Here is a 19417-nt window from a genome sequence, read left to right as displayed (position 1 = left end):
AAAGGAACCAAACGGCTCCTTTTCATTCACTCCCATTTTCTATTATCCTGAAAAACTGTCTGCTTTCCGACTATTTCTTTCAACACAACAAACACAATGTAAGTACATATTGCTTGCAATATAATATTCCAAAATTTCATTAATGTAAATGAATGAATCCGTAGAAATAATTCGTTTAATAATACAATCGAAACGATACTAAATAATTCTATACTAATCGAAAATAGACATATTTCTAAAATAGACTGTTCTTGAATGCGATTTAAGTTGGAAAAGATGAATACATACCCTAAAAATAGAGCCATTAACTCTATTTTCGTCATGCTAATGAGCCAAGCGTATAGCGGTACAGTTAAAAATAGATATAGTAATTTACGTCTTAGCATGCCTTCTCCCCCTCTGAATTATATGTATTTTCTGTATATTTTAACACTTATTACGCAAAACAAAAAGAAGAGACTATGCCTCTTCTTTTTGTTTTGTTGCATATATTAATTCACATATTTCTTCTCGCTTTTCATTTTCTAAAAGCTCAATGACCTTACTTCCAACGACAACTCCGTCGCATATTGTAACCATTTCTTCTACATGTTCTTTTGTTGAGATGCCGAATCCAGCGACTACTGGTAAGTTGACGTGTGATTTTACTTTTTCTAAGTAACTATGAATCTCCTCTTTAAAGTTTTGACGTACTCCCGTTACGCCCGCTACTGTAACAGCATAAACGAACCCTTCTGATTCACTCGTAATTTTTTCAATTCTTTCAATAGGACTCGTTACGGTAACCAGTGGGATGAGCGCAATGTTTACCTCTCGAAGTAACGGCGCAATAATATTTTGTTCTTCATACGGTAAGTCTGGAACGATGATGCCGTCTACACCTGCTTCTATACAGTTCTCAATGAATCTCTCTTTTCCGAATGCAAGTACCGGATTTAAATATGTCATAAGAACAAAAGGTATTTGTACTTCTTTCCTTACCTCTGCTAACGCTTGAAAAATGCCTTTTAATGTTACGCCGCTATCTAGCGCTCGTTTCCCTGCTCTTTGAATCGTTGGGCCATCTGCAACTGGATCTGAAAACGGAATACCAATTTCAACGATGCTTGCTCCTGCTTCATCAAGAAAACGAATTCTTTCTTTTAATTTTTCAAGGCCACCATCTCCGCCCATTACGTACGGAATAAATGCTTTCTTGCCATTTTCAAACGCTGCTTTAATTTTTTCTACTCCCATTTTTTACACCTCTTCCATATAACGTTTTATACTCTCTACATCTTTATCACCGCGGCCAGATAAACAAATGACAAGCCCTTCATCTTTCTTCATTTGCGGCGCTAATTTTAATGCGTATGCGACAGCATGCGAGCTTTCTAACGCCGGGATAATGCCTTCTTTTTTCGTTAATAATTGAAATGCTTCTAATGCTTCTTCGTCTGTTATCGAATGATAGGAAACGCGGCCAATATCTTTTAGCAAGCTATGTTCTGGACCAACACCTGGATAATCAAGTCCTGCTGAAATAGAGTGTGCTTCTTGAATTTGTCCTTCTTCGTTTTGCAGAAGATACATCATTGATCCGTGGAGAACGCCAACGCTTCCTTTCGTTAAAGTTGCTGCATGCTTTTCTGTATGAACGCCTTTTCCAGCTGCTTCTACGCCGTAAAGAGCAACTTCTTCATCGTGTACGAACGGATAAAACATTCCCATCGCATTACTGCCACCGCCAATACAAGCAACGACTGCTTCTGGTAACTTTCCTTCTAACGCCTCATATTGTTTTTTCGTTTCATTTCCAATTACACTTTGGAAATCACGTACAATTTGCGGGAATGGATGTGGTCCGAGAACAGATCCCATAATGTAGTGCGTATCATGCACATGTGAAACCCAGTAACGAAGCGCCTCGTTTACCGCATCTTTTAATGTACCACTACCTGCCGCTACACTTTCTACTTTCGCTCCGAGTAATTCCATTCGGAACACATTTAATTTTTGACGTCTTACATCTTCTTCTCCCATAAAAATGACGCATTCTAATCCGAGAAGAGCACATACAGTAGCTGTTGCAACTCCGTGTTGTCCAGCTCCTGTTTCAGCGACAACTTTTTTCTTGCCCATTCGCACTGCAAGTAGTGCCTGACCGATTGTATTGTTAATTTTATGAGCTCCTGTATGATTCAAATCTTCACGTTTTAAATAAATCTTTGCACCACCGCAATACTTCGTCATATTTTCAGCATAATATAGCGGTGTTTCTCTTCCGATGTACGTTTTTAAATAATGATTTAATTCCTTTTGAAATGCTTCATCTTGCATCGCTTCTTTATATGCTTCTTCTAGTTCTAGTACAGATTGCATTAACGTTTCTGGAACGTATCGTCCTCCGTATATACCGTAATGTCCTTTTTCATCTGGATATGCGTAGTTCATTTGGAACACTCCTTCGCTTTTATAATAAATTGTTTTATTTTCTCTACATCTTTCTTTCCTTCTGTCTCTACTCCGCTGCTCACATCGACCATATATGGCCGAACAGTTCGAATTGCTTCTTCTATATTAAGAGCGTTTAATCCACCAGCTAATATCATTTTCTTTCGCAATTCTTTTGGCATATCTCTAAGTAGTTCCCATGAAAATGTCTTTCCATTTCCTCCATGAAACTTTTCTTTCGGGCTATCAAATAATATATAATCCGCTTCATACCCTTGGGCGTTTTTCATATCACTCTCTGAAGTTACTCCTAGTGACTTTATAGACGGAATATTCAATCTTCTAATTTGATAATTGTCTTCATCCCCATGTAGTTGTACATGTGTTAACCCGCACTCATCTGCAATTTTCTGGATCACTTCTACTGATTCATTTACGAAAACACCGATTTTTAACACGTTGGCTGGAAGCTCCTGAATGATTTCTTCCGCTCTCTTTGGAGTGATTTCCCGCTTACTTTCTGCAAAAACAAATCCGAGTGCATCTGCGCCATATTCGCACGCACTTTTCGCTGTTTCCACATCAGTGATGCCGCAAATTTTCACTTTCATATATTCACCTTACAATCTTCAAAAAAACTACTAATAGAAGATGATGTCATAAGCGCCTCTCCAACTAATACACCTTTGGCTCCAGCTCTTTTAACACGGATAATATCTTCTTTTGAATGAATGCCACTCTCACTAATCCAAAGTAGTTTCTCCTCATTCAATCTTTTTCCAAGCTTTTCAGTTTGGCTTAAATCTACTTCGAACGTTTTTAAATTACGATTATTAATGCCAATAACGTGCGGATTTAATACAATCGCAGTTTCTAATTCCTGTTCATCATGAACTTCAACAATCGCTTCCAATCCTTTTTCTAACACGTAGCTATACAACTCTTTTAACTTCTCTTTCGTTAACGCTGCTACAATTAGTAAAATAATATCTGCTCCCGCTTCATACGCTCTATCGATTTGAATCTTATCAATTATGAAATCTTTACATAAAAGCGGAATGTTACTTTCTTCTCTTGCTGTTTGTAAATCGTGAAACGATCCTTTAAAAAATTGACCATCTGTTAAAACAGATACTGCTCCTGCACCACATTTCTCATATGTTCCCACTTGTTTTCGTACGTCAACGTGTAAATTGATATCTCCTTTTGATGGTGATGCTCGCTTTACTTCTGCAATGACAGTAAACTGCTGTAACGCTTCTACAAGTGAATGTGTCTTTCTTTTTGTTTTTACTGGTGTATATATTTCATATAACTCCGCAACTTCCTTTTTCTTCTGTTCTACAATTTTATCTAAAATCGTCCCCACTTTAGTTCACCCTTTCTAATTTTTCGTTGCTTGCTACAATTAATAAGTTTAATTTGGCTAATGCTTTTCCAGAGTCAATGCTATGTGCCGCGAGTTTAATTCCTTCTTCAATCGTTTCCGTTTTTCCATTTGCGAAAAGAGCTAGACCTGCATTTAATAAAACTGTATCGCGATAAACACTCTTTTCTCCTCTCAATACTTCAAGCGTAATCTTTGCATTTTCTTTTGAATTCCCCCCTCTAATTTCTTCATTTTTCACTCTTGAAAAACCATACTTTTCTGGATCAATACTCATTTCCACTATTTCATTATCTTTTAAAAGGACTACGTGATTTTCCCCTTGTAATGATGCTTCATCTAAAAAACCACTTCCATTTACGACAAGCGCTTGTTTCCGGCCTAACTTTTGTAATACTTGCGCAACTGGTAATAACATATCTCGTTTATAAATACCTACAAATTGTGTTTCTAAATTTACCGGATTTGTTAAAGGACCAATTAAATTAAAGATCGTCGGCACGTTTAACTCTTTTCTTATTTTCATAATGCGCCTTAGTGCTGGATGCATCGCTGGTGCAAATAAAAATGCAATGCCCACATGCTCTAGTAAATAATCAATTTCGTTTGGCGTACTACTAATATTTACACCCAGTTCTTCTAATAAGTCTGCACTTCCTGTTTTACTAGAAACAGCACGATTACCATGTTTTGCAACCTTTACACCTGCTCCTGCCAGTACGAATGCTGATGTTGTGCTAATATTAAACGTTTGAGCACCGTCACCACCCGTCCCGCAATTGTCCATTGCTCCTTGTATATGGTTCGAAAACGGCAATGCCTTTTCGCGAAGAGCTCGAACGAGACCGTATATTTCTTCTGCCGTTTCACCTTTCGCTTTCAGTAAGACTAAGAAAGCTGCAATTTCACTTTCTAATATGTTTTCACTTAATAAAAGTAGTCCTGCTTTATACATTTCCTCTTCTGTTAAATGTTGACCCTCCACTAATTTACGAAGATAGTTATTCATACTCTTTCCTCCCCTTTTACTTCTGTTAAAAAGGCAAGTATTAACTTTCCGCCTTCTTCTGTTGCGATTGATTCCGGATGAAACTGTAATCCGAAGAGCGGATAATAATTGTGACGAACTGCCATAATTTCTCCATCGTCCATCGCTGTCGCTAGTATGTCAAAACACTCTGGCAAGCTTGTTTGCTCTGCAACAAGAGAATGATAGCGCATTGCTGTTAGCGGCTGCATCACATATGAAAAGATTGACGTTCCGTTATGTTTCACACGCGATGTTTTTCCGTGTCTAATACGTTCTGCTCTAACAATGTCTCCTCCAAATGCAGCTATGATCGCTTGGTGGCCAAGACAAATCCCTAATATGGGAACGTTCTTATAAAAATGACGGATGACGTCGATACAAATGCCAGCACCCTCTGGTTTTCCTGGTCCTGGTGAAAGTACAATTCCTCTGGGATTCATCTCTTCTAACTGTTCTATCGTTATTTCATCATTTCTTACAACTACAATTTCTTCTTCATGTTCGCCTAACAGTTGGTACAAGTTATATGTGAACGAATCGTAATTATCGATAAGTACAATCATTTCATTACCTCCAAAAGCGCTCTCGCTTTATTTAACGTTTCTTCATATTCAGCTACTGGGTCTGAATCATAAACAATTCCCGCTCCTGCCTGAACGTATGCTTTTTCATCCTTTACGACCATCGTTCGAATAGCGAGCGCCATATCAAGATTTCCTGAAAAACTAACGTATCCAACTGCACCCGCGTATACATTTCTTTTTTCATTCTCTAGCTCATTTATAATTTCCATCGCTCTAATTTTCGGAGCCCCAGAAACCGTTCCTGCTGGTAGGCAATACGCTAATGCATCAAATCCGCTCATTTGTTTTCGCAATGTTCCGTAAACTTCAGATACAATGTGCATAACGTGAGAGTATTTTTCTACTTTCATATATTTATCTATCGTAACCGAGCCGATTTCGCTCACTCTACCAATATCGTTTCGCCCAAGATCTACAAGCATCATATGCTCTGCTCGCTCTTTCTCATTGTCTAACAGTTCTTTTGCGATTTCCTCATCTTCCCTCTTCGTTTTCCCTCTCGGTCTTGTACCAGCAATTGGATTCGTCATTACTTTATCCTCCCTTACTGATAGCAAACTTTCCGGCGAAGAACCGAGTACAACATAATCTTGAAAATCGATATAGAACATATATGGTGATGGATTTGCAATTCGAAGTTTTCGGTATAACGCGAATGGATCACCAATACATTCACTTTGTAAACGCTGTGACAGTACGACTTGGAATATGTCTCCGGCTCTTATATGTTCTTTCGCCATTTCTACCATCCCACAAAACTCTTTTTCCGTTATAGAAGAAGTGAATGATAATGTGGATTGTATTGCATTTACTTCAGTTTCTTCTCCTTGTAGCACTTCCTCTTTGTATACTCGTAGCCTTTCGTATACTTCCTCATAATCTGCTGAATCATCTTCCCTGCATACATATACAAACGACAACTTTTGGCGTAAATGATCGTAAACGATAAACTCACGATATAGTAAGAGGTGTACTTCCGGAATATTTAATGGGTCGTGTAAATCCGCTCCAATGTTTTCATACTGCCGAATGACATCATATCCAATATAACCAACTGCTCCTCCGCAAAATGGAAATGGACTGTCTACTTGTGATGGTGCAATTACTTCTTCTAACACTTGTAGTACGTTACCTTGTAACTTTTCTGCCCGGCCGAAAATCGTTCGTTCCACTTCCGTACCCACGCTTTTCACTTCTCCATAAGGATTACATCCTAAGTAAGAATAACGCCCTTTATCTTGATGAAGCTGTGAACTTTCTAATAAGAATTTCTTCTTCCCTTTCATACGTCTATATAAAGAAATTGGCGTAATGCTATCTCCTTCTTCTTCATCGATTACTAAAAATGTCTTTCTCTCTCTTTTTTGTTTTATAAATTCTTCTTTCGTCATCATGTCCTTCACCTCGCTCTGAAAAATAAAAAAGTCCTCTACATATCGAAAATATGTAGAGGACGATAAATATACCGCGGTACCACCTCGTGTTGGATGCAAAAGCATCCCGCTTTGTTCAGGTACAAAATTTATACCTTATCCTTGTAACGGCGGAACCCGGGTTGCCTACTGAATATAATTGTTCAGCATACCTCTCGTAAGCCCATTCCGTATATGGCACCGTACCGGGCTCCCACCTATTCCCGGCTCTCTGTAACGTCTCCAACATACGTACTCTTCTTACTTAAACGATTTCATTTATTTAATTTTTTATACACAAAAAGGGAGTACTCATCCTATAGAAAGGACGGGTACTCCCGTGGTGCCACCTTAATTCGTTACAAATGTAACGCACTTTACCGTATCAAAAACAATACGTGTCTCTTGTATCGATGAGATCATGTCGCCAAAGCCTACTTCTTTCGTTTCGGTTTGGAAGCTCCGAAGCCCATTCCACATCAATTCCATACTGATTCGCACCAACCATCAGCTCTCTGACATGTTCATCATGTGTACTCTTCTTCATCAACGCTTGCATTTTTTTAAGTTGCACTCATTATAGACCTGACTTTTTTCACAAGTCAATACTTTTTTAAAAATTTTATTTTTCTTTCCTTTCAATATTATATTGACAAAACAACCTCTTTTTATGTAAATATAATAAATACTCTATTAAAAATAAGGTTTTTTGTATGAATATTATATATTAAAAAAGTAAACTGACATCAAAAAACGCTTACATTTCTGAAAATTCATATTTCTATATGGATTTTTCAGAATAATCATGATAGATTATAAATATGCATAACGCATCAAAAGACATGACAAAAGGAAGGGGAACTACATGAGTACGCAGATGTTAACTTTAACTTCGATCTCTATCTACATGCTCGGGATGTTAGTAATTGGCTATTTCGCCTACAAACGAACGTCCAACTTAACAGATTATATGCTTGGCGGGCGTACACTAGGCCCCGCAGTAACAGCATTAAGTGCTGGAGCATCCGATATGAGTGGTTGGCTTTTAATGGGATTACCCGGTGCAATGTTTAGCGTTGGATTAAGTAGTAGTTGGATTGCGATCGGCCTAACACTAGGCGCATACGCAAACTGGCTTTATGTCGCTCCTCGCTTACGTACCTACTCAGAAATTGCAAATAACTCTATTACTATCCCAGAATTTTTGGAACACCGTTTCCACGACAAATCTCATATGCTACGTTTAGTATCTGGACTTGTTATTATGATTTTCTTTACTTTCTATGTAGCTTCAGGATTAGTTTCAGGCGCTGTATTATTTGAAAATTCATTTGGCATGAACTATCATGTTGGATTATTCATTGTAGCAGGCGTTGTTGTAGCTTACACATTATTTGGTGGTTTCTTAGCAGTAAGTTGGACAGACTTCGTGCAAGGAATCATTATGGTAGTTGCTCTTATTCTTGTTCCTATCGTAACAATTATGAATTCGAACGGACTTGGACCTGCATTTGATACAATTCGATCTGTAGATCCAACACGTCTAGATATTTTTAAAGGTGCCTCTACTTTAGGAATGATTTCTCTATTTGCATGGGGCCTTGGTTATGTCGGACAACCTCATATTATCGTACGCTTTATGGCGATTTCGTCCGTAAAAGAATTGAAAAGCGCACGAAGAATTGGTATGAGCTGGATGATTTTCTCTGTTGTCGGAGCTATGTTTACTGGTCTTATCGGTATTGCTTACTATTCACAACAAGAGTTAACATTATCTAACCCAGAAACAATTTTCCTTGAACTAGGAAAAATTTTATTCCATCCACTTATTACTGGATTCTTATTAGCCGCTATTTTAGCAGCGATTATGAGTACAATCTCATCTCAGTTACTTGTTACTTCAAGTGCAGTAACGGAAGACTTATATCGTACATTCTTTAAACGCTCTGCCTCTGATAAAGAGCTTGTATTTGTCGGTCGTATGGCTGTACTTGTTATTGCATTAGTTGGATGCGCTTTAGCGTTTAAACAAAATGATACAATTTTAGCTCTTGTTGGATACGCTTGGGCTGGGTTCGGTTCTTCATTTGGACCTGCTATTTTATTAAGCTTATATTGGAAACGTATGACGAAGTGGGGCGCACTTGCCGGTATGATTTCTGGTGCCGCTACTGTTATTATATGGACTCAATTCAAATTCTTAAAAGATTTCTTATATGAAATGATTCCAGGTTTCGCTATTAGTTTACTAGCCATCGTAATTGTTAGTTTACTAACACAACCTTCAAAAGAAGTTGAAGAGCAATTTGAGGATTTCGAAAAACAACATCGTCATAATTTATAAAAAAATCTCTGCTGTTATCGTAACAGCAGAGATTTTTTACAGTTCGACAATCTTCTTATCAAATTTAACAAATTCTTTATGTTTCGTTAAATTTAACATAACACTACTCCTTTATAGTATGAGTATCAGCACTTATACAGAAAGGGGACTCCAACATGTTAGCAGCTTTCCAGCAACAACAAACACGAAAATTTTCACCTATCACAAATACTTCTGCGTCTTGTTTAAACATGCAACCTAACCCGCCTAAAATTTCAATTGCTCCTTCTGTTATTTCAGTCATCGGTGTTCATATGGAAAAACATAAATTAAAAATAAAAACAGGACAAAACATTGTGTTATCAGCTTCCATTTTGCCAATACAAGCAACGAATAAAGAACTTATTTGGTCAAACATGAATTCTGATATCATCACCATATATCCAAAAGGTGACACCGTAACGATTACTGGAAAAAGTGCAGGTAAAGCAGTCGTAATTGTCACAACTGCTGAAGGCAAATTTCGTGACCTATGTGTCATTCATGTACAACCTTATATGACAAATCCAAAGTAAAAGAGTGGCTTCATAGCCACTCTTTTACTTGATTTCAATATTTGAGTTTTTACTTTTTACAAGGTTAATAAATTGTTCTTTATTTCTTGGAGAAATAATTTCTGTTTTATGTGTATCGTAAACAATTTCAAGTCGGTCAAATGATAATGCATGAGCTGCTATTGGATTTTTCGTATTTGAAATTTGTTTTATATCTCGTATAAATATACGTTTTGTAACGAGACCCGATCTAATCGTAATTGTTTCTTTCTCGGCAATATATTTTGCCAAAAATCAACTCCAACTAAACAACATTGCTAATGGAATTGTAAAAAGCAAAAGAAAATATTCTCTCCCTGCAAATATAGGAGCAAAACAGGCGCCTACAACAATAAAAAAAAATTGGATGTAACCATACATCTTTTTTTGATGGAAATTCCATTTTCCTCCCCCTTCTACACCCGTATTTCTATAAAACAAAAAGAGAAGTATCACAACTTCTCTTTTCTCCCCTAACACTATAATTCCTGTGTATACACCGGCTCGTTTACGACATTTTTTGCTGTTCGCTTTTGTTGCTGCAGTAAGAAAACAGATACACCAAACAATACGAGCATGCTACCGATAATTTGCATTGCATTTAATTTTTCTCCAAGTAAGCAGAACGCAAGTATAGATGCTCCAACAGGTTCTCCTAAAATACTCATTGAAATTGTCGTTGCATTTACATAATTTAATAGCCAGTTATTAATTACATGTGACACTGTTGGCACAATTGCAAGTAAAAGAAAAACAGTCCAATCCCACCTCGTATAACCTGTAAAGGGAACTTGTAATATGACATTATAAATCCCCATAAAAAGACCTGCGAACGCAAAGACTGTAAAGCTATAAATCCAGTGCGATACTTTCTTCACTGTCGTTTGCCCGATAAATAAATAACCGACAACTGCTATTACACTTAGAAAGGATAATATGTCACCATAAATTGCTTGCTTACTTAAACCTAAATCTCCCCAACCAATGCACATTACTCCTAAAATAGCGATTCCCATCGTTGCAATGGCTGAATATGTTGTTCTTTCTTTAAATAGAAAAAAACCTCCAACTAAAGATACGATTGGTTGAAGCGCCAAAATAATTGTTGAACTAGCAACTGTTGTATGCTTTAAAGATTCAAACCATAAAAGAAAATGAAGTGCTAAAAAGAAACCAGATCCAATTAAAAAGCCCCAATCTTTCATTTGAATCCTATTAAATTCCTCTCTTTTTTTCCATACGATAGGCAGCATAATAAGTACGATAATCCATAAGCGGTACATACTTAATATTGAAGATGGTGCTGAGGACATCTTTACAAAAACTGCTGCAAAGGAAATGGCAATTATAGAAATAGCCAATGGTAGTGCGATTGATTTTTCTTGTTTCAAATCCTGTCTCCCCTCTCACCTGTCAAAAATCCCACTTCATTATATCCGTTTTCTTTCGTAACTTAAATACTAATTTTTTAGATTCTTCGTACCATTATGGTAAAATAGAAATTAAGGCACCAATTAGTGAATATTTCTTTCCTTTTCACTACAAGCGTCGCTCTTACAATCGTTACAGTAAATTTTTATTTAGGGGGATCTACATGAGTCAAACAATAGGGAGAATTGAAGAAATTTCATTTTATAGCGCATCACTTCAAGATGATGTTACACTTCTCGTTTATTTACCAGTAAATTACACACCACTGCACAAACATACAGTTGTAATTGCACAAGATGGTAGAGATTATTTTCAGCTCGGTAAAGCGCACCGTGTAATTGAGCGCCTTCGTGAAACCGAAGAAATTGACCGTACAATTATTGTCGGTATTCCATATAAAAATGTACATGATCGTAAAGAAAAATATTTCCCAAATGAAGTGAAAAATGCTGCATATATTCGTTTCCTTGCTCATGAACTTGCACCATATATTGATGAAAATTATCCAACGTATCAAATGGGAAAAGGTCGTGTTTTAATTGGTGATTCTCTTGGCGGAACAGTTTCCTTTATGACTGCACTTATGTATCCGCATACATTCGGTAAAGTCGTTATGCAATCACCATTTGTGGATGAGACAGTGATGAACTTAGCAAAAGAATTCAAAGATCCACAGGCGTTAGAACTGTATCACGTCATCGGTACAGAAGAAACGGCTGTAAAGCGTACTGATGGACAAGTATCTGATTTCGTAGGGCCGAACCGTGAGTTAAATACGCTTCTTACAGATAGAAACTTCATCACGCATTACGAGGAATTTGAAGGCAATCATACTTGGAAATATTGGCAGACCGATTTACCGAAAGCCTTCTCTCATATTCTATCAATGAAATAATAGAGAGCAGTATTCAGAATAATTTGATATAATAGATAAAGAGATTTATTTATCTCAAAATCTAACTAGACTTACAAAGGGAGGAATTGGAACATGAAATTAGGCATTGTAATTTTTCCATCTAAAATGATTCAAGATAAAGCGAACGGATTGCGTAAACGTTATGACCCGCACTACGCATTAGTTCCGCCACATATTACATTGAAAACACCCTTTGAGGCGCAAGATGAACAATTAGAGTCGATTGTAAACGAGTTACATACAATCGCAAGTAAAACGAACCCTTTCACCCTTCATGTTGGGAAAGTTGGTTCTTTCGCACCTGTTAATAACGTCCTTTACTTTAAAGTAGAAAAAACACCTGAACTTACTTTCTTAAATGAAGAAATGCATAGCGGGTTATTCACGCAAGAACGCGAATATGCTTTCGTACCTCATCTAACAATCGGACAAGGCTTATCAGATGCAGAGCATGCTGATGTGTTGGGCCGATTACGTATGAAAGATTTCTATTACGAACAACCAATTGATCGTTTCCATCTTCTATATCAATTAGAAAATGGAACATGGACTGTACACGAAACATTCCGTCTTGGAAAGGGGAACAACTAATTTGCACGCACAGATTGTACAAACGGACGAACAACTAAGAGATGCATTCTCTGTACGTAAACAAGTGTTTGTAAATGAACAACGTGTCTCTGCTGAAGAAGAGTACGATGAGTTTGAAGAAACTTCAACACACGTTGTTATATATGACAACGATGTTCCAGTTGGTGCTGGACGTTTTCGCATCCTTGATGGTATAGGAAAAATGGAACGCATTTGCGTGCTAAATTCCCATCGCAAAAAAGGGATTGGAAAAATTGTTATGGATTCTCTTGAAGCGTATGCAAAAGAAAATTCGCTACCAAAATTGAAACTTCACGCTCAAACACATGCTGAAGATTTCTATAAAAAACTTGGATATGTAACAAGTTCTGATGTATTTATGGAAGCAAATATCCCGCACGTCGTAATGATAAAAAAATTGTAATTTGAAAACAGGAGGTAACCCCTCCTGTTTTTTTACATTGCTATTTTCTTTTTCTTCCGCTAAAGTTAAATGTTGATGCTATAGTTTTGAAGGTGAACATATGACACAAGAAAAATTTTCACAAAAATCGTTAACACACGCTGATATTCCGCGTGCGACATATCATATTCCGAAAACATCTACCCATTTAATTATGGAAGAAGATGTAGATGCGGCTTATTTCCGCGCTCTTGAACAACAAAATGTTTTTTTAAACGAAAAACAATTAGAAGCCGTGCGCACAACAGAAGGTCCTGTTCTTACACTAGCTGGTGCTGGAAGCGGGAAAACATCTGTTTTAACAACTCGCGTTGGTTATTTAGTAAATGTAAAACAAGTTCATCCACGAAATATTTTATTACTTACATTTACACAAAAAGCAGCTGAAGAAATCCGAAGTCGTGTTGCGAAGTTACCAGGTATGAATCATGCAGCAAGTAGCTACGTTGTTGCTGGTACATTTCACTCTGTTTTCTTAAAATTGCTTCGTAGTCAAGGGTATAATCAGCAAATTTTAGCAAATGAAAAACATAAACAAATTATGATAAAGAAAATCTTAAAAGAATTGCGTTTAAAAGACGATTATGATGCGGAAACGATGCTCGCGATGATTTCACTTGAGAAAAACAAATTAAATCGTCCGAAAGATGTAAAAGCGAAAACACCAGTGGAACAAGAATTTAAAGAAGTATATGAACGTTTTGAAGAGGTAAAACAACGATACAATTATATTGATTTCGATGACATCTTATTGGAAACATATTACATGTTAGAAAATAATGCTCCTTTACTAACTCAATTACAACAACGTTTTCACTACATTGAAGTAGATGAGTTTCAAGATACATCCTATGCACAATATGAAATTGTAAAATTGTTAGCCACGCCAAGAAATAATTTGTTCATCGCAGGTGATGATGATCAAGCAATTTATGGCTGGCGAGGGGCAAGTCACCAAATTATTTTATCTTTTCCAAAAGAATTTGATAACACAACAATTATTGCACTAAATACGAATTATCGATCCAATCCCTTTATCGTCGGGCTTGGAAATGAAGTTATAAAATTAAATCAAGAACGTTTTGATAAAGAGCTATACTCCGTTCGTGAGGAAGGTGTACAACCTTTTTATGCAAGACCTGCTACGACTCTTGATGAAGCAAATCAAATTTTACAGCTCATTCAAGAAAAAGTAGATAGCGGTGAACGAAACTATAAAGATTTTTGTTTACTGTATCGCACACATTCTGTAAGTCGTTCGTTACTTGATCAGCTTACCATTCATAAAATCCCGTTTATTAAACACGGGGCGAGCCAATCATTTTATGAACATTCTTTAATTAAGCCTGTATTAGATCATTTAAGACTCGTGATTGAGCCGTTTCGACTAGAATCACTTTCAAACATATTGCCGACGATGTATATCGGACGTGATGATTGTATTTCATTTATTGAACGTGAACAATGGAAATATGGTGAGGGACGCTTCCCTTCTCTTCTTCATTTCTTACTATTAAATCCAAGCTTAAAACCTTTTCAAGTGAAAAAGGTAAATGAGCGCATCGATTTTATTAAGTTTATTAAAGAATTAGAACCGAAAAAAGCATTAAAAGAAATCATTCATGGTAAAGGAAAATATTTAGAGTACTTACAAAGTAACGATCGTTCTTCCTTTACGATGCATAAAGACATACAAGAAGAAATGTTGGAAGAATTAATGGAGTCTGCAACTCGTTTCACCGATATTCCAGCTTATTTACAATTTATCGACGAGGCGATTCAAGGTCAAAAAGAAATGGAAGCATTAAAAACAATGCCGCAAAAAGATGCCGTTTCACTTATGTCAATCCATAACGCAAAAGGCCTTGAATTTCCATGTGTCTTTTTACTTGGAGCGAGTGATGGAATCCTGCCCCATACTTCTTCTTTAAAAGATGCAAATGATCGTATTACGGAAACTTCTGAAGCGCTAGAAGAAGAACGCCGATTACTGTATGTCGCCATTACACGTGCGAAAGAAGAACTTTACATTTCTTCTCCGCAATTTTTCAGAGGAAAGAAATTAGACATATCTCGTTTTTTATATACTGTGCGAAAAGATTTGCCTGAAAAGACATCCACTAAATAAGGATGTCTTTTTTTATATCACGTTATGTACATCCCTCCTATATAAATTCCTTGTTTTTATCGTGAGAATTAACGTAATATCAGCCATATCCCACTCATATTGTAATAGTGTATGTCAGAACTCACGAGAAGGAGTGAACATAATGAGCTGCAATTGTAACGAAGACCATCATGAACATGATTGTGATTTCAACTGTGTATCTAATGTCGTTCGCTTTATACATGAACTGCAAGAATGTGCAACGACAACATGTGGATCTGGTTGCGAAGTTCCATTTTTAGGAGCACATAACACTGCATCAGTAGCGAATACACGTCCTTTTATTTTATACACAAAAGCCGGAGCACCTTTTGAAGCATTTGCACCATCTTCAAGCCTTACTAGTTGCCGATCTCCCATTTTCCGCGTAGAAAGTATAGATGATGATGACTGTGCTGTATTACGTGTATTAACTGTAGTATTAGGTGATAACTCACCCGTACCACCTACTGATGACCCAATTTGTACATTTTTAGCTGTACCAAATGCAAGATTAGTATCAACCTCCACTTGCATTACTGTTGATTTAAGTTGCTTCTGTGCTATTCAATGCTTACGCGATGTTTCTATTTAAAACTAAATAATGAGTTAAGCATGGATTGGGTGGCAGAGTATTCTGCCACCCAATCCATGCTTAAAGAGTATTCTTATGTAAATTTCTTAAAATTGGGAACTTGTCTAGAACATAGAACCTGTCCTTTTCATTAACTGAAAGTAGAAACAGATAAAGGAGTGAAAAACATGTTCTCTTCTGATTGCGAATTTACTAAAATCGATTGCGAGGCGAAGCCAGCTAGTACATTACCTGCCTTCGGTTTTGCTTTCAACGCGTCTGCACCTCAGTTCGCTTCACTATTTACACCACTATTATTACCTAGCGTAAGTCCAAACCCAAATATTACTGTTCCTGTAATAAATGATACAGTAAGTGTTGGAGATGGCATTCGAATTCTACGAGCTGGTATTTATCAAATCAGTTATACATTAACGATTAGTCTTGATAACGCACCTGTAGCACCAGAAGCTGGTCGTTTCTTCTTATCATTAGGTACACCAGCTAACATTATTCCTGGATCAGGTACAGCGGTTCGTTCTAACGTTATTGGTACTGGTGAAGTAGACGTATCCAGCGGTGTTATTCTTATTAACTTAAACCCTGGTGACTTAATTCAAATTGTACCAGTTGAGTTAATTGGAACTGTAGACATCCGTGCAGCAGCATTAACAGTTGCACAAATTAGCTAGTAAAAAGCGGTATTTCTAATACAGAAATACCGCTTTTTATATATAATAAAAACACTCACAGTAACATGAGTGTTTCATTCTTCATAGTGTTTTATTGTGTTCTTCTTTTTCCCACAATTACATCCCTTTTTCTTCACAAATCCTTGTTGTTGCAATTGTTCTTGATATGCCTGTTGTTGTGCATGGTGCTGTTGCTGTATTTGATACCACTGCTGCAGGTCATATGAATTTTGCCTTGGATTATTGCTCACAGCAAACATCTCCTCTACTGTCAATTCTGTCTATTTACTATATGAACAACTCTTTATTTCCGTTCCCTCATTCTTTTAAACTCCGCTTTTTCTCTTATTATGAAAATATATTATTCTCCCATAAAATATCCTGTAATCGTTTCAATGATTGCTGCTGCTCCTGCAATAGCTAATAATGCAAGTAACGGCTCCGCAACAATAGGAATCCAATTATATAAAACTAATAAAAAAGCACTAACCCATACACCTGTACACCAATAACAGCTTAATAATTCGCCAATCCACTTTCTTAATCCTTTACCTTTCACTTTTGTAAACGTTGATACACTTCCATCTGGCTCCGTAATCTCTAATTCATCAATAAATGGTCTTCGCAAAAAGGCTGTAATTTTATCATAAACAATTAAACGAGTGAGCCTAAAGGCTGCTAACGCGAAAATAAAAAATAAAAGCCAGCTTGTAAACAGCATAATTCCACCTTCCCTTATCCTCTTTCGCCTATTTAAAAAAAAAGGTCTTGAGATTGTGACCAAATCTCCTCGACTCCAATATCTTATTAATGTAAATACAAACAAGAAGATAAGGAGTGACATTAATGAGTTGTAACGAAAATAAACACCATGGCTCTTCTCATTGTGTAGTTGACGTTGTTAAATTCATCAATGAATTACAAGATTGTTCTACAACAACGTGTGGATCTGGTTGTGAAATCCCATTTTTAGGTGCACATAATACTGCATCAGTAGCAAATACACGTCCTTTTATTTTATACACAAAAGCTGGAGCACCATTTGAAGCATTTGCGCCATCTGCAAGCCTTGTTGGCTGCCGATCTCCAATTTTCCGTGTGGAAAGTGTAGATGATGATAGCTGTGCTGTACTACGTGTATTAAGTGTAGTATTAGGTGATAGCTCTCCTGTACCACCTACTGATGACCCAATTTGTACGTTTTTAGCTGTACCAAATGCAAGACTAGTATCGACATCTACTTGCATTACTGTTGATTTAAGCTGTTTCTGTGCGATTCAGTGCTTACGCGACGTTACTATCTAATAAGTGAAGTAAACTAAAAAACTATTGGGGTGGTAGAAGCTTTCTACCACCTTTACATATTTAAAAGCCGGCCATACTAATTGATTGGATATCATCTATAGACAACCTAATATCTCTCATACTATTTTGCGGCATAATAGATACGATGCCATTACGATACGATATGATTGATCCAACATAAGAAACTGTAGCTGTTTTTATTCTGCACCTTACTTTCGGAATATAATGAGGGCGGTTTAATAAAAAATGAATTTTTTCATCATTATTCATATCCTTAAATGATTTATTATGTGGGACGGTTCTTACTGGTTCTGGTTCTTGCTCTTCTTGTTCTGCGTGTTCTTCTTTTTCCTCTTCTTCTATTTTTTCTTCCACTTGCTGCTCTTCTTGTTGTTCTTGTTCTATTACCTCTTCCACAGCACTACTTACAACATTTTCCTGTATGTTACTTTTTTCTTTTTGATCTTCATTTTCAAAGTTTGTCAGGATAATCCTTTTTATTTTCGGTGCAGCAAGTTCTAAACTTACTTGCGTGATATATAACAACGGTTTTCCAACTGTTGAACTTTTATTTTTATTCTTCACACTCGTCCCTCCCACTTCCATACGTAGCTGAATAAATCGTGTACTATTATAGTTATATTCATCACGTGGCAAGAACTTTCGTTAAAAATCGTTCTTTCTCAGAACAAATAAAAGGACAATCTCAGCATTTAGAGATTGTCCTTTAAAAATTAATATTATATTTATCCTAGGATATGATACCCTGAATCAACATGAATGTTTTCTCCTGTTACACCGCGTGCTAAATCACTGAATAGGAATACTGCTGTATCGCCAACTTCTTCTTGCGTTGTTGTACGACGAAGTGGTGCGCGCTCCTCAATTTCTCTTAAGATTGAGTTGAAATCGCCTACGCCTTTTGCAGATAACGTACGAATTGGTCCTGCAGAAATAGCGTTAACACGAATACCGTGTTGACCTAAATCGTTCGCTAAATATTTCACGCTCGCTTCTAATGAAGCTTTCGCAACACCCATAACGTTATAATTTTTCACAACGCGCTCGCCACCAAGGTATGTTAACGTTAAAATATTTCCGCCTTCTGTCATTACTTTCTTCGCTTCTCTTGCTACAGCTGTTAAAGAGAATGCACTAATATTTTGTGCAAGTAAAAATCCATCGCGAGAAGTATCTACAAATTCACCTTTTAAGTCATCGCGATTTGCAAAAGCAATACAATGTGCTACACCGTGAATAGTACCTACTTCTTGTTTAATTGTTTCAAAGCAAGCTGTAAGTTCCTCATCATTCGTTACATCACAAGGTAATACAAGTGATTCTTGTCCTTCTAATGTGTCCGCTAATTCACGAACGTTTCTTTCTAAACGTTCTCCTGCATATGTGAATATTAATTTTGCACCTGCATTATGCAAAGAGCGAGCTATTCCCCATGCAATACTTCTTTGGTTCGCAACGCCCATAACAACAAATGTTTTCCCTTGTAATAGTTCCATGATATATCCTCCCAGAAATA

The 19417-nt window shown here is 36.8% G+C and carries 22 protein-coding genes, 1 pseudogene and 2 other annotated features; of the genes and pseudogenes, 9 read left to right on the top strand and 14 right to left on the bottom strand.

Features of this window, described 5'->3' with window-relative positions:
- Positions 1-26: 26 nt before the first annotated feature.
- From M1D73_RS06260 to trpE, 8 genes are all read right to left on the bottom strand, one after another.
- Positions 27-386 carry a DUF4029 domain-containing protein gene (locus M1D73_RS06260; protein ID WP_000946131.1) on the bottom strand — a complete coding sequence of 120 codons (360 nt, stop codon included), beginning with the start codon at positions 384-386 and terminating at the stop codon, positions 27-29.
- A gap of 73 nt (positions 387-459) precedes the next feature.
- A complete protein-coding gene (trpA, locus tag M1D73_RS06255) occupies positions 460-1236 on the bottom strand; it encodes a tryptophan synthase subunit alpha (protein WP_000537823.1) in 777 nt (258 codons plus the stop codon).
- A gap of 3 nt (positions 1237-1239) precedes the next feature.
- The gene (gene trpB, locus M1D73_RS06250; RefSeq protein WP_001105014.1) at positions 1240-2433 is read right to left on the bottom strand and encodes a tryptophan synthase subunit beta; all 1194 of its coding nucleotides are present in this window, start codon (positions 2431-2433) and stop codon (positions 1240-1242) included.
- The gene (locus M1D73_RS06245; RefSeq protein WP_000865141.1) at positions 2430-3044 is read right to left on the bottom strand and encodes a phosphoribosylanthranilate isomerase; all 615 of its coding nucleotides are present in this window, start codon (positions 3042-3044) and stop codon (positions 2430-2432) included. Before M1D73_RS06245 ends, trpB begins: the two co-directional genes overlap by 4 nt.
- Entirely contained in the window at positions 3041-3802 is a 762-nt protein-coding gene (trpC, locus tag M1D73_RS06240; RefSeq protein ID WP_000536699.1) for an indole-3-glycerol phosphate synthase TrpC, read from the bottom strand. The genes M1D73_RS06245 and trpC overlap by 4 nt, the downstream gene beginning before the upstream one ends.
- 1 nt (position 3803) lies before the next feature.
- Entirely contained in the window at positions 3804-4829 is a 1026-nt protein-coding gene (gene trpD / locus M1D73_RS06235) for an anthranilate phosphoribosyltransferase (protein ID WP_060852301.1), read from the bottom strand.
- Positions 4826-5413, bottom strand: coding sequence for an aminodeoxychorismate/anthranilate synthase component II (locus tag M1D73_RS06230; RefSeq protein WP_060852302.1), 588 nt, complete (start codon positions 5411-5413; stop codon positions 4826-4828). The genes trpD and M1D73_RS06230 overlap by 4 nt, the downstream gene beginning before the upstream one ends.
- Positions 5410-6828: an anthranilate synthase component I gene (trpE, locus tag M1D73_RS06225; RefSeq protein WP_121868125.1), complete on the bottom strand. Its 1419-nt coding sequence runs from the start codon at positions 6826-6828 to the stop codon at positions 5410-5412. Before trpE ends, M1D73_RS06230 begins: the two co-directional genes overlap by 4 nt.
- 52 nt (positions 6829-6880) lie before the next feature.
- Positions 6881-7125 (bottom strand) — a binding site (T-box leader).
- Positions 7126-7167: 42 nt separating this feature from the next.
- Positions 7168-7405, bottom strand: a binding site (T-box leader).
- Positions 7406-7711: 306 nt separating this feature from the next.
- Between trpE and putP the strand changes: the two genes are divergently transcribed.
- Both putP and M1D73_RS06215 read left to right on the top strand, forming a co-directional pair.
- Positions 7712-9190, top strand: a complete 1479-nt coding sequence (putP, locus tag M1D73_RS06220; protein ID WP_000107210.1) for a sodium/proline symporter PutP — start codon at positions 7712-7714, stop codon at positions 9188-9190.
- A gap of 155 nt (positions 9191-9345) precedes the next feature.
- On the top strand, positions 9346-9744 hold the full coding sequence (locus M1D73_RS06215; protein WP_000878734.1) for an Ig-like domain-containing protein: 399 nt from the start codon (positions 9346-9348) through the stop codon (positions 9742-9744).
- Between the two features lie 24 nt (positions 9745-9768).
- Here M1D73_RS06215 and M1D73_RS06210 read toward each other — a convergent pair.
- Together M1D73_RS06210 and M1D73_RS06205 are read right to left on the bottom strand one after the other, a co-directional pair.
- Positions 9769-10165 (bottom strand): annotated as a pseudogene (locus M1D73_RS06210) (PH domain-containing protein).
- Positions 10166-10241: 76 nt separating this feature from the next.
- Positions 10242-11153, bottom strand: coding sequence for a DMT family transporter (locus tag M1D73_RS06205; protein WP_000806942.1), 912 nt, complete (start codon positions 11151-11153; stop codon positions 10242-10244).
- Between the two features lie 203 nt (positions 11154-11356).
- Between M1D73_RS06205 and M1D73_RS06200 the strand changes: the two genes are divergently transcribed.
- The 6 genes from M1D73_RS06200 (at position 11357) to exsF (ending at position 16575) form a co-directional block, all read left to right on the top strand.
- A complete protein-coding gene (locus tag M1D73_RS06200; RefSeq protein ID WP_000084007.1) occupies positions 11357-12088 on the top strand; it encodes an alpha/beta hydrolase in 732 nt (243 codons plus the stop codon).
- A 93-nt stretch (positions 12089-12181) separates the two neighbouring features.
- Positions 12182-12700 carry a YjcG family protein gene (locus M1D73_RS06195; protein WP_000765863.1) on the top strand — a complete coding sequence of 173 codons (519 nt, stop codon included), beginning with the start codon at positions 12182-12184 and terminating at the stop codon, positions 12698-12700.
- Between the two features lies 1 nt (position 12701).
- Positions 12702-13124: a GNAT family N-acetyltransferase gene (locus tag M1D73_RS06190; RefSeq protein WP_000543296.1), complete on the top strand. Its 423-nt coding sequence runs from the start codon at positions 12702-12704 to the stop codon at positions 13122-13124.
- Positions 13125-13224: 100 nt separating this feature from the next.
- Entirely contained in the window at positions 13225-15291 is a 2067-nt protein-coding gene (locus M1D73_RS06185) for an ATP-dependent helicase (protein WP_000191201.1), read from the top strand.
- Between the two features lie 142 nt (positions 15292-15433).
- Complete coding sequence (gene cotY / locus M1D73_RS06180; RefSeq protein WP_011109914.1) at positions 15434-15904, top strand: spore coat protein CotY; 471 nt, start codon at positions 15434-15436, stop codon at positions 15902-15904.
- A gap of 167 nt (positions 15905-16071) precedes the next feature.
- On the top strand, positions 16072-16575 hold the full coding sequence (gene exsF / locus M1D73_RS06175) for an exosporium protein ExsF (RefSeq protein ID WP_000492933.1): 504 nt from the start codon (positions 16072-16074) through the stop codon (positions 16573-16575).
- Between the two features lie 74 nt (positions 16576-16649).
- On the opposite strand, the gene M1D73_RS06170 is transcribed toward exsF, so the two are convergent.
- Together M1D73_RS06170 and M1D73_RS06165 are read right to left on the bottom strand one after the other, a co-directional pair.
- A complete protein-coding gene (locus M1D73_RS06170) occupies positions 16650-16835 on the bottom strand; it encodes a hypothetical protein (protein WP_014894818.1) in 186 nt (61 codons plus the stop codon).
- Between the two features lie 101 nt (positions 16836-16936).
- The gene (locus tag M1D73_RS06165) at positions 16937-17296 is read right to left on the bottom strand and encodes a DUF1360 domain-containing protein (protein ID WP_000899662.1); all 360 of its coding nucleotides are present in this window, start codon (positions 17294-17296) and stop codon (positions 16937-16939) included.
- A 125-nt stretch (positions 17297-17421) separates the two neighbouring features.
- On the opposite strand from M1D73_RS06165, the gene exsY reads away from it, so the two are divergent.
- Entirely contained in the window at positions 17422-17880 is a 459-nt protein-coding gene (gene exsY, locus M1D73_RS06160) for an exosporium assembly protein ExsY (RefSeq protein ID WP_001277735.1), read from the top strand.
- Between the two features lie 60 nt (positions 17881-17940).
- Here the strand turns inward: exsY and M1D73_RS06155 are convergent, their stop codons facing one another.
- Together M1D73_RS06155 and fabI are read right to left on the bottom strand one after the other, a co-directional pair.
- Positions 17941-18486, bottom strand: a complete 546-nt coding sequence (locus tag M1D73_RS06155) for a spore coat CotO family protein (protein ID WP_002195273.1) — start codon at positions 18484-18486, stop codon at positions 17941-17943.
- A gap of 140 nt (positions 18487-18626) precedes the next feature.
- Positions 18627-19397: an enoyl-ACP reductase FabI gene (gene fabI / locus M1D73_RS06150; RefSeq protein ID WP_000421886.1), complete on the bottom strand. Its 771-nt coding sequence runs from the start codon at positions 19395-19397 to the stop codon at positions 18627-18629.
- Between the last annotated feature and the right edge of the window lie 20 nt (positions 19398-19417).

This window comes from Bacillus sp. PK3-067, from assembly GCF_056738645.1.
The sequence above is the reverse complement of the archived record's forward strand: the minus strand, read 5'-3'. Positions and strand labels throughout refer to the sequence as shown.

Bases quoted from the DNA above. Each gene is read 5' to 3' on its own strand.
- M1D73_RS06260 (WP_000946131.1), bottom strand. From the start codon at position 386: ATGCTAAGACGTAAATTACTATATCTATTTTTAACTGTACCGCTATAC.
- trpA (WP_000537823.1), bottom strand. From the start codon at position 1,236: ATGGGAGTAGAAAAAATTAAAGCAGCGTTTGAAAATGGCAAGAAAGCA.
- trpB (WP_001105014.1), bottom strand. From the start codon at position 2,433: ATGAACTACGCATATCCAGATGAAAAAGGACATTACGGTATATACGGA.
- M1D73_RS06245 (WP_000865141.1), bottom strand. From the start codon at position 3,044: ATGAAAGTGAAAATTTGCGGCATCACTGATGTGGAAACAGCGAAAAGT.
- trpD (WP_060852301.1), bottom strand. From the start codon at position 4,829: ATGAATAACTATCTTCGTAAATTAGTGGAGGGTCAACATTTAACAGAA.
- M1D73_RS06230 (WP_060852302.1), bottom strand. From the start codon at position 5,413: ATGATTGTACTTATCGATAATTACGATTCGTTCACATATAACTTGTAC.
- trpE (WP_121868125.1), bottom strand. From the start codon at position 6,828: ATGATGACGAAAGAAGAATTTATAAAACAAAAAAGAGAGAGAAAGACA.
- putP (WP_000107210.1), top strand. From the start codon at position 7,712: ATGAGTACGCAGATGTTAACTTTAACTTCGATCTCTATCTACATGCTC.
- M1D73_RS06215 (WP_000878734.1), top strand. From the start codon at position 9,346: ATGTTAGCAGCTTTCCAGCAACAACAAACACGAAAATTTTCACCTATC.
- M1D73_RS06200 (WP_000084007.1), top strand. From the start codon at position 11,357: ATGAGTCAAACAATAGGGAGAATTGAAGAAATTTCATTTTATAGCGCA.
- M1D73_RS06195 (WP_000765863.1), top strand. From the start codon at position 12,182: ATGAAATTAGGCATTGTAATTTTTCCATCTAAAATGATTCAAGATAAA.
- M1D73_RS06185 (WP_000191201.1), top strand. From the start codon at position 13,225: ATGACACAAGAAAAATTTTCACAAAAATCGTTAACACACGCTGATATT.
- cotY (WP_011109914.1), top strand. From the start codon at position 15,434: ATGAGCTGCAATTGTAACGAAGACCATCATGAACATGATTGTGATTTC.
- exsF (WP_000492933.1), top strand. From the start codon at position 16,072: ATGTTCTCTTCTGATTGCGAATTTACTAAAATCGATTGCGAGGCGAAG.
- M1D73_RS06170 (WP_014894818.1), bottom strand. From the start codon at position 16,835: ATGTTTGCTGTGAGCAATAATCCAAGGCAAAATTCATATGACCTGCAG.
- M1D73_RS06165 (WP_000899662.1), bottom strand. From the start codon at position 17,296: ATGCTGTTTACAAGCTGGCTTTTATTTTTTATTTTCGCGTTAGCAGCC.
- exsY (WP_001277735.1), top strand. From the start codon at position 17,422: ATGAGTTGTAACGAAAATAAACACCATGGCTCTTCTCATTGTGTAGTT.
- M1D73_RS06155 (WP_002195273.1), bottom strand. From the start codon at position 18,486: ATGGAAGTGGGAGGGACGAGTGTGAAGAATAAAAATAAAAGTTCAACA.
- fabI (WP_000421886.1), bottom strand. From the start codon at position 19,397: ATGGAACTATTACAAGGGAAAACATTTGTTGTTATGGGCGTTGCGAAC.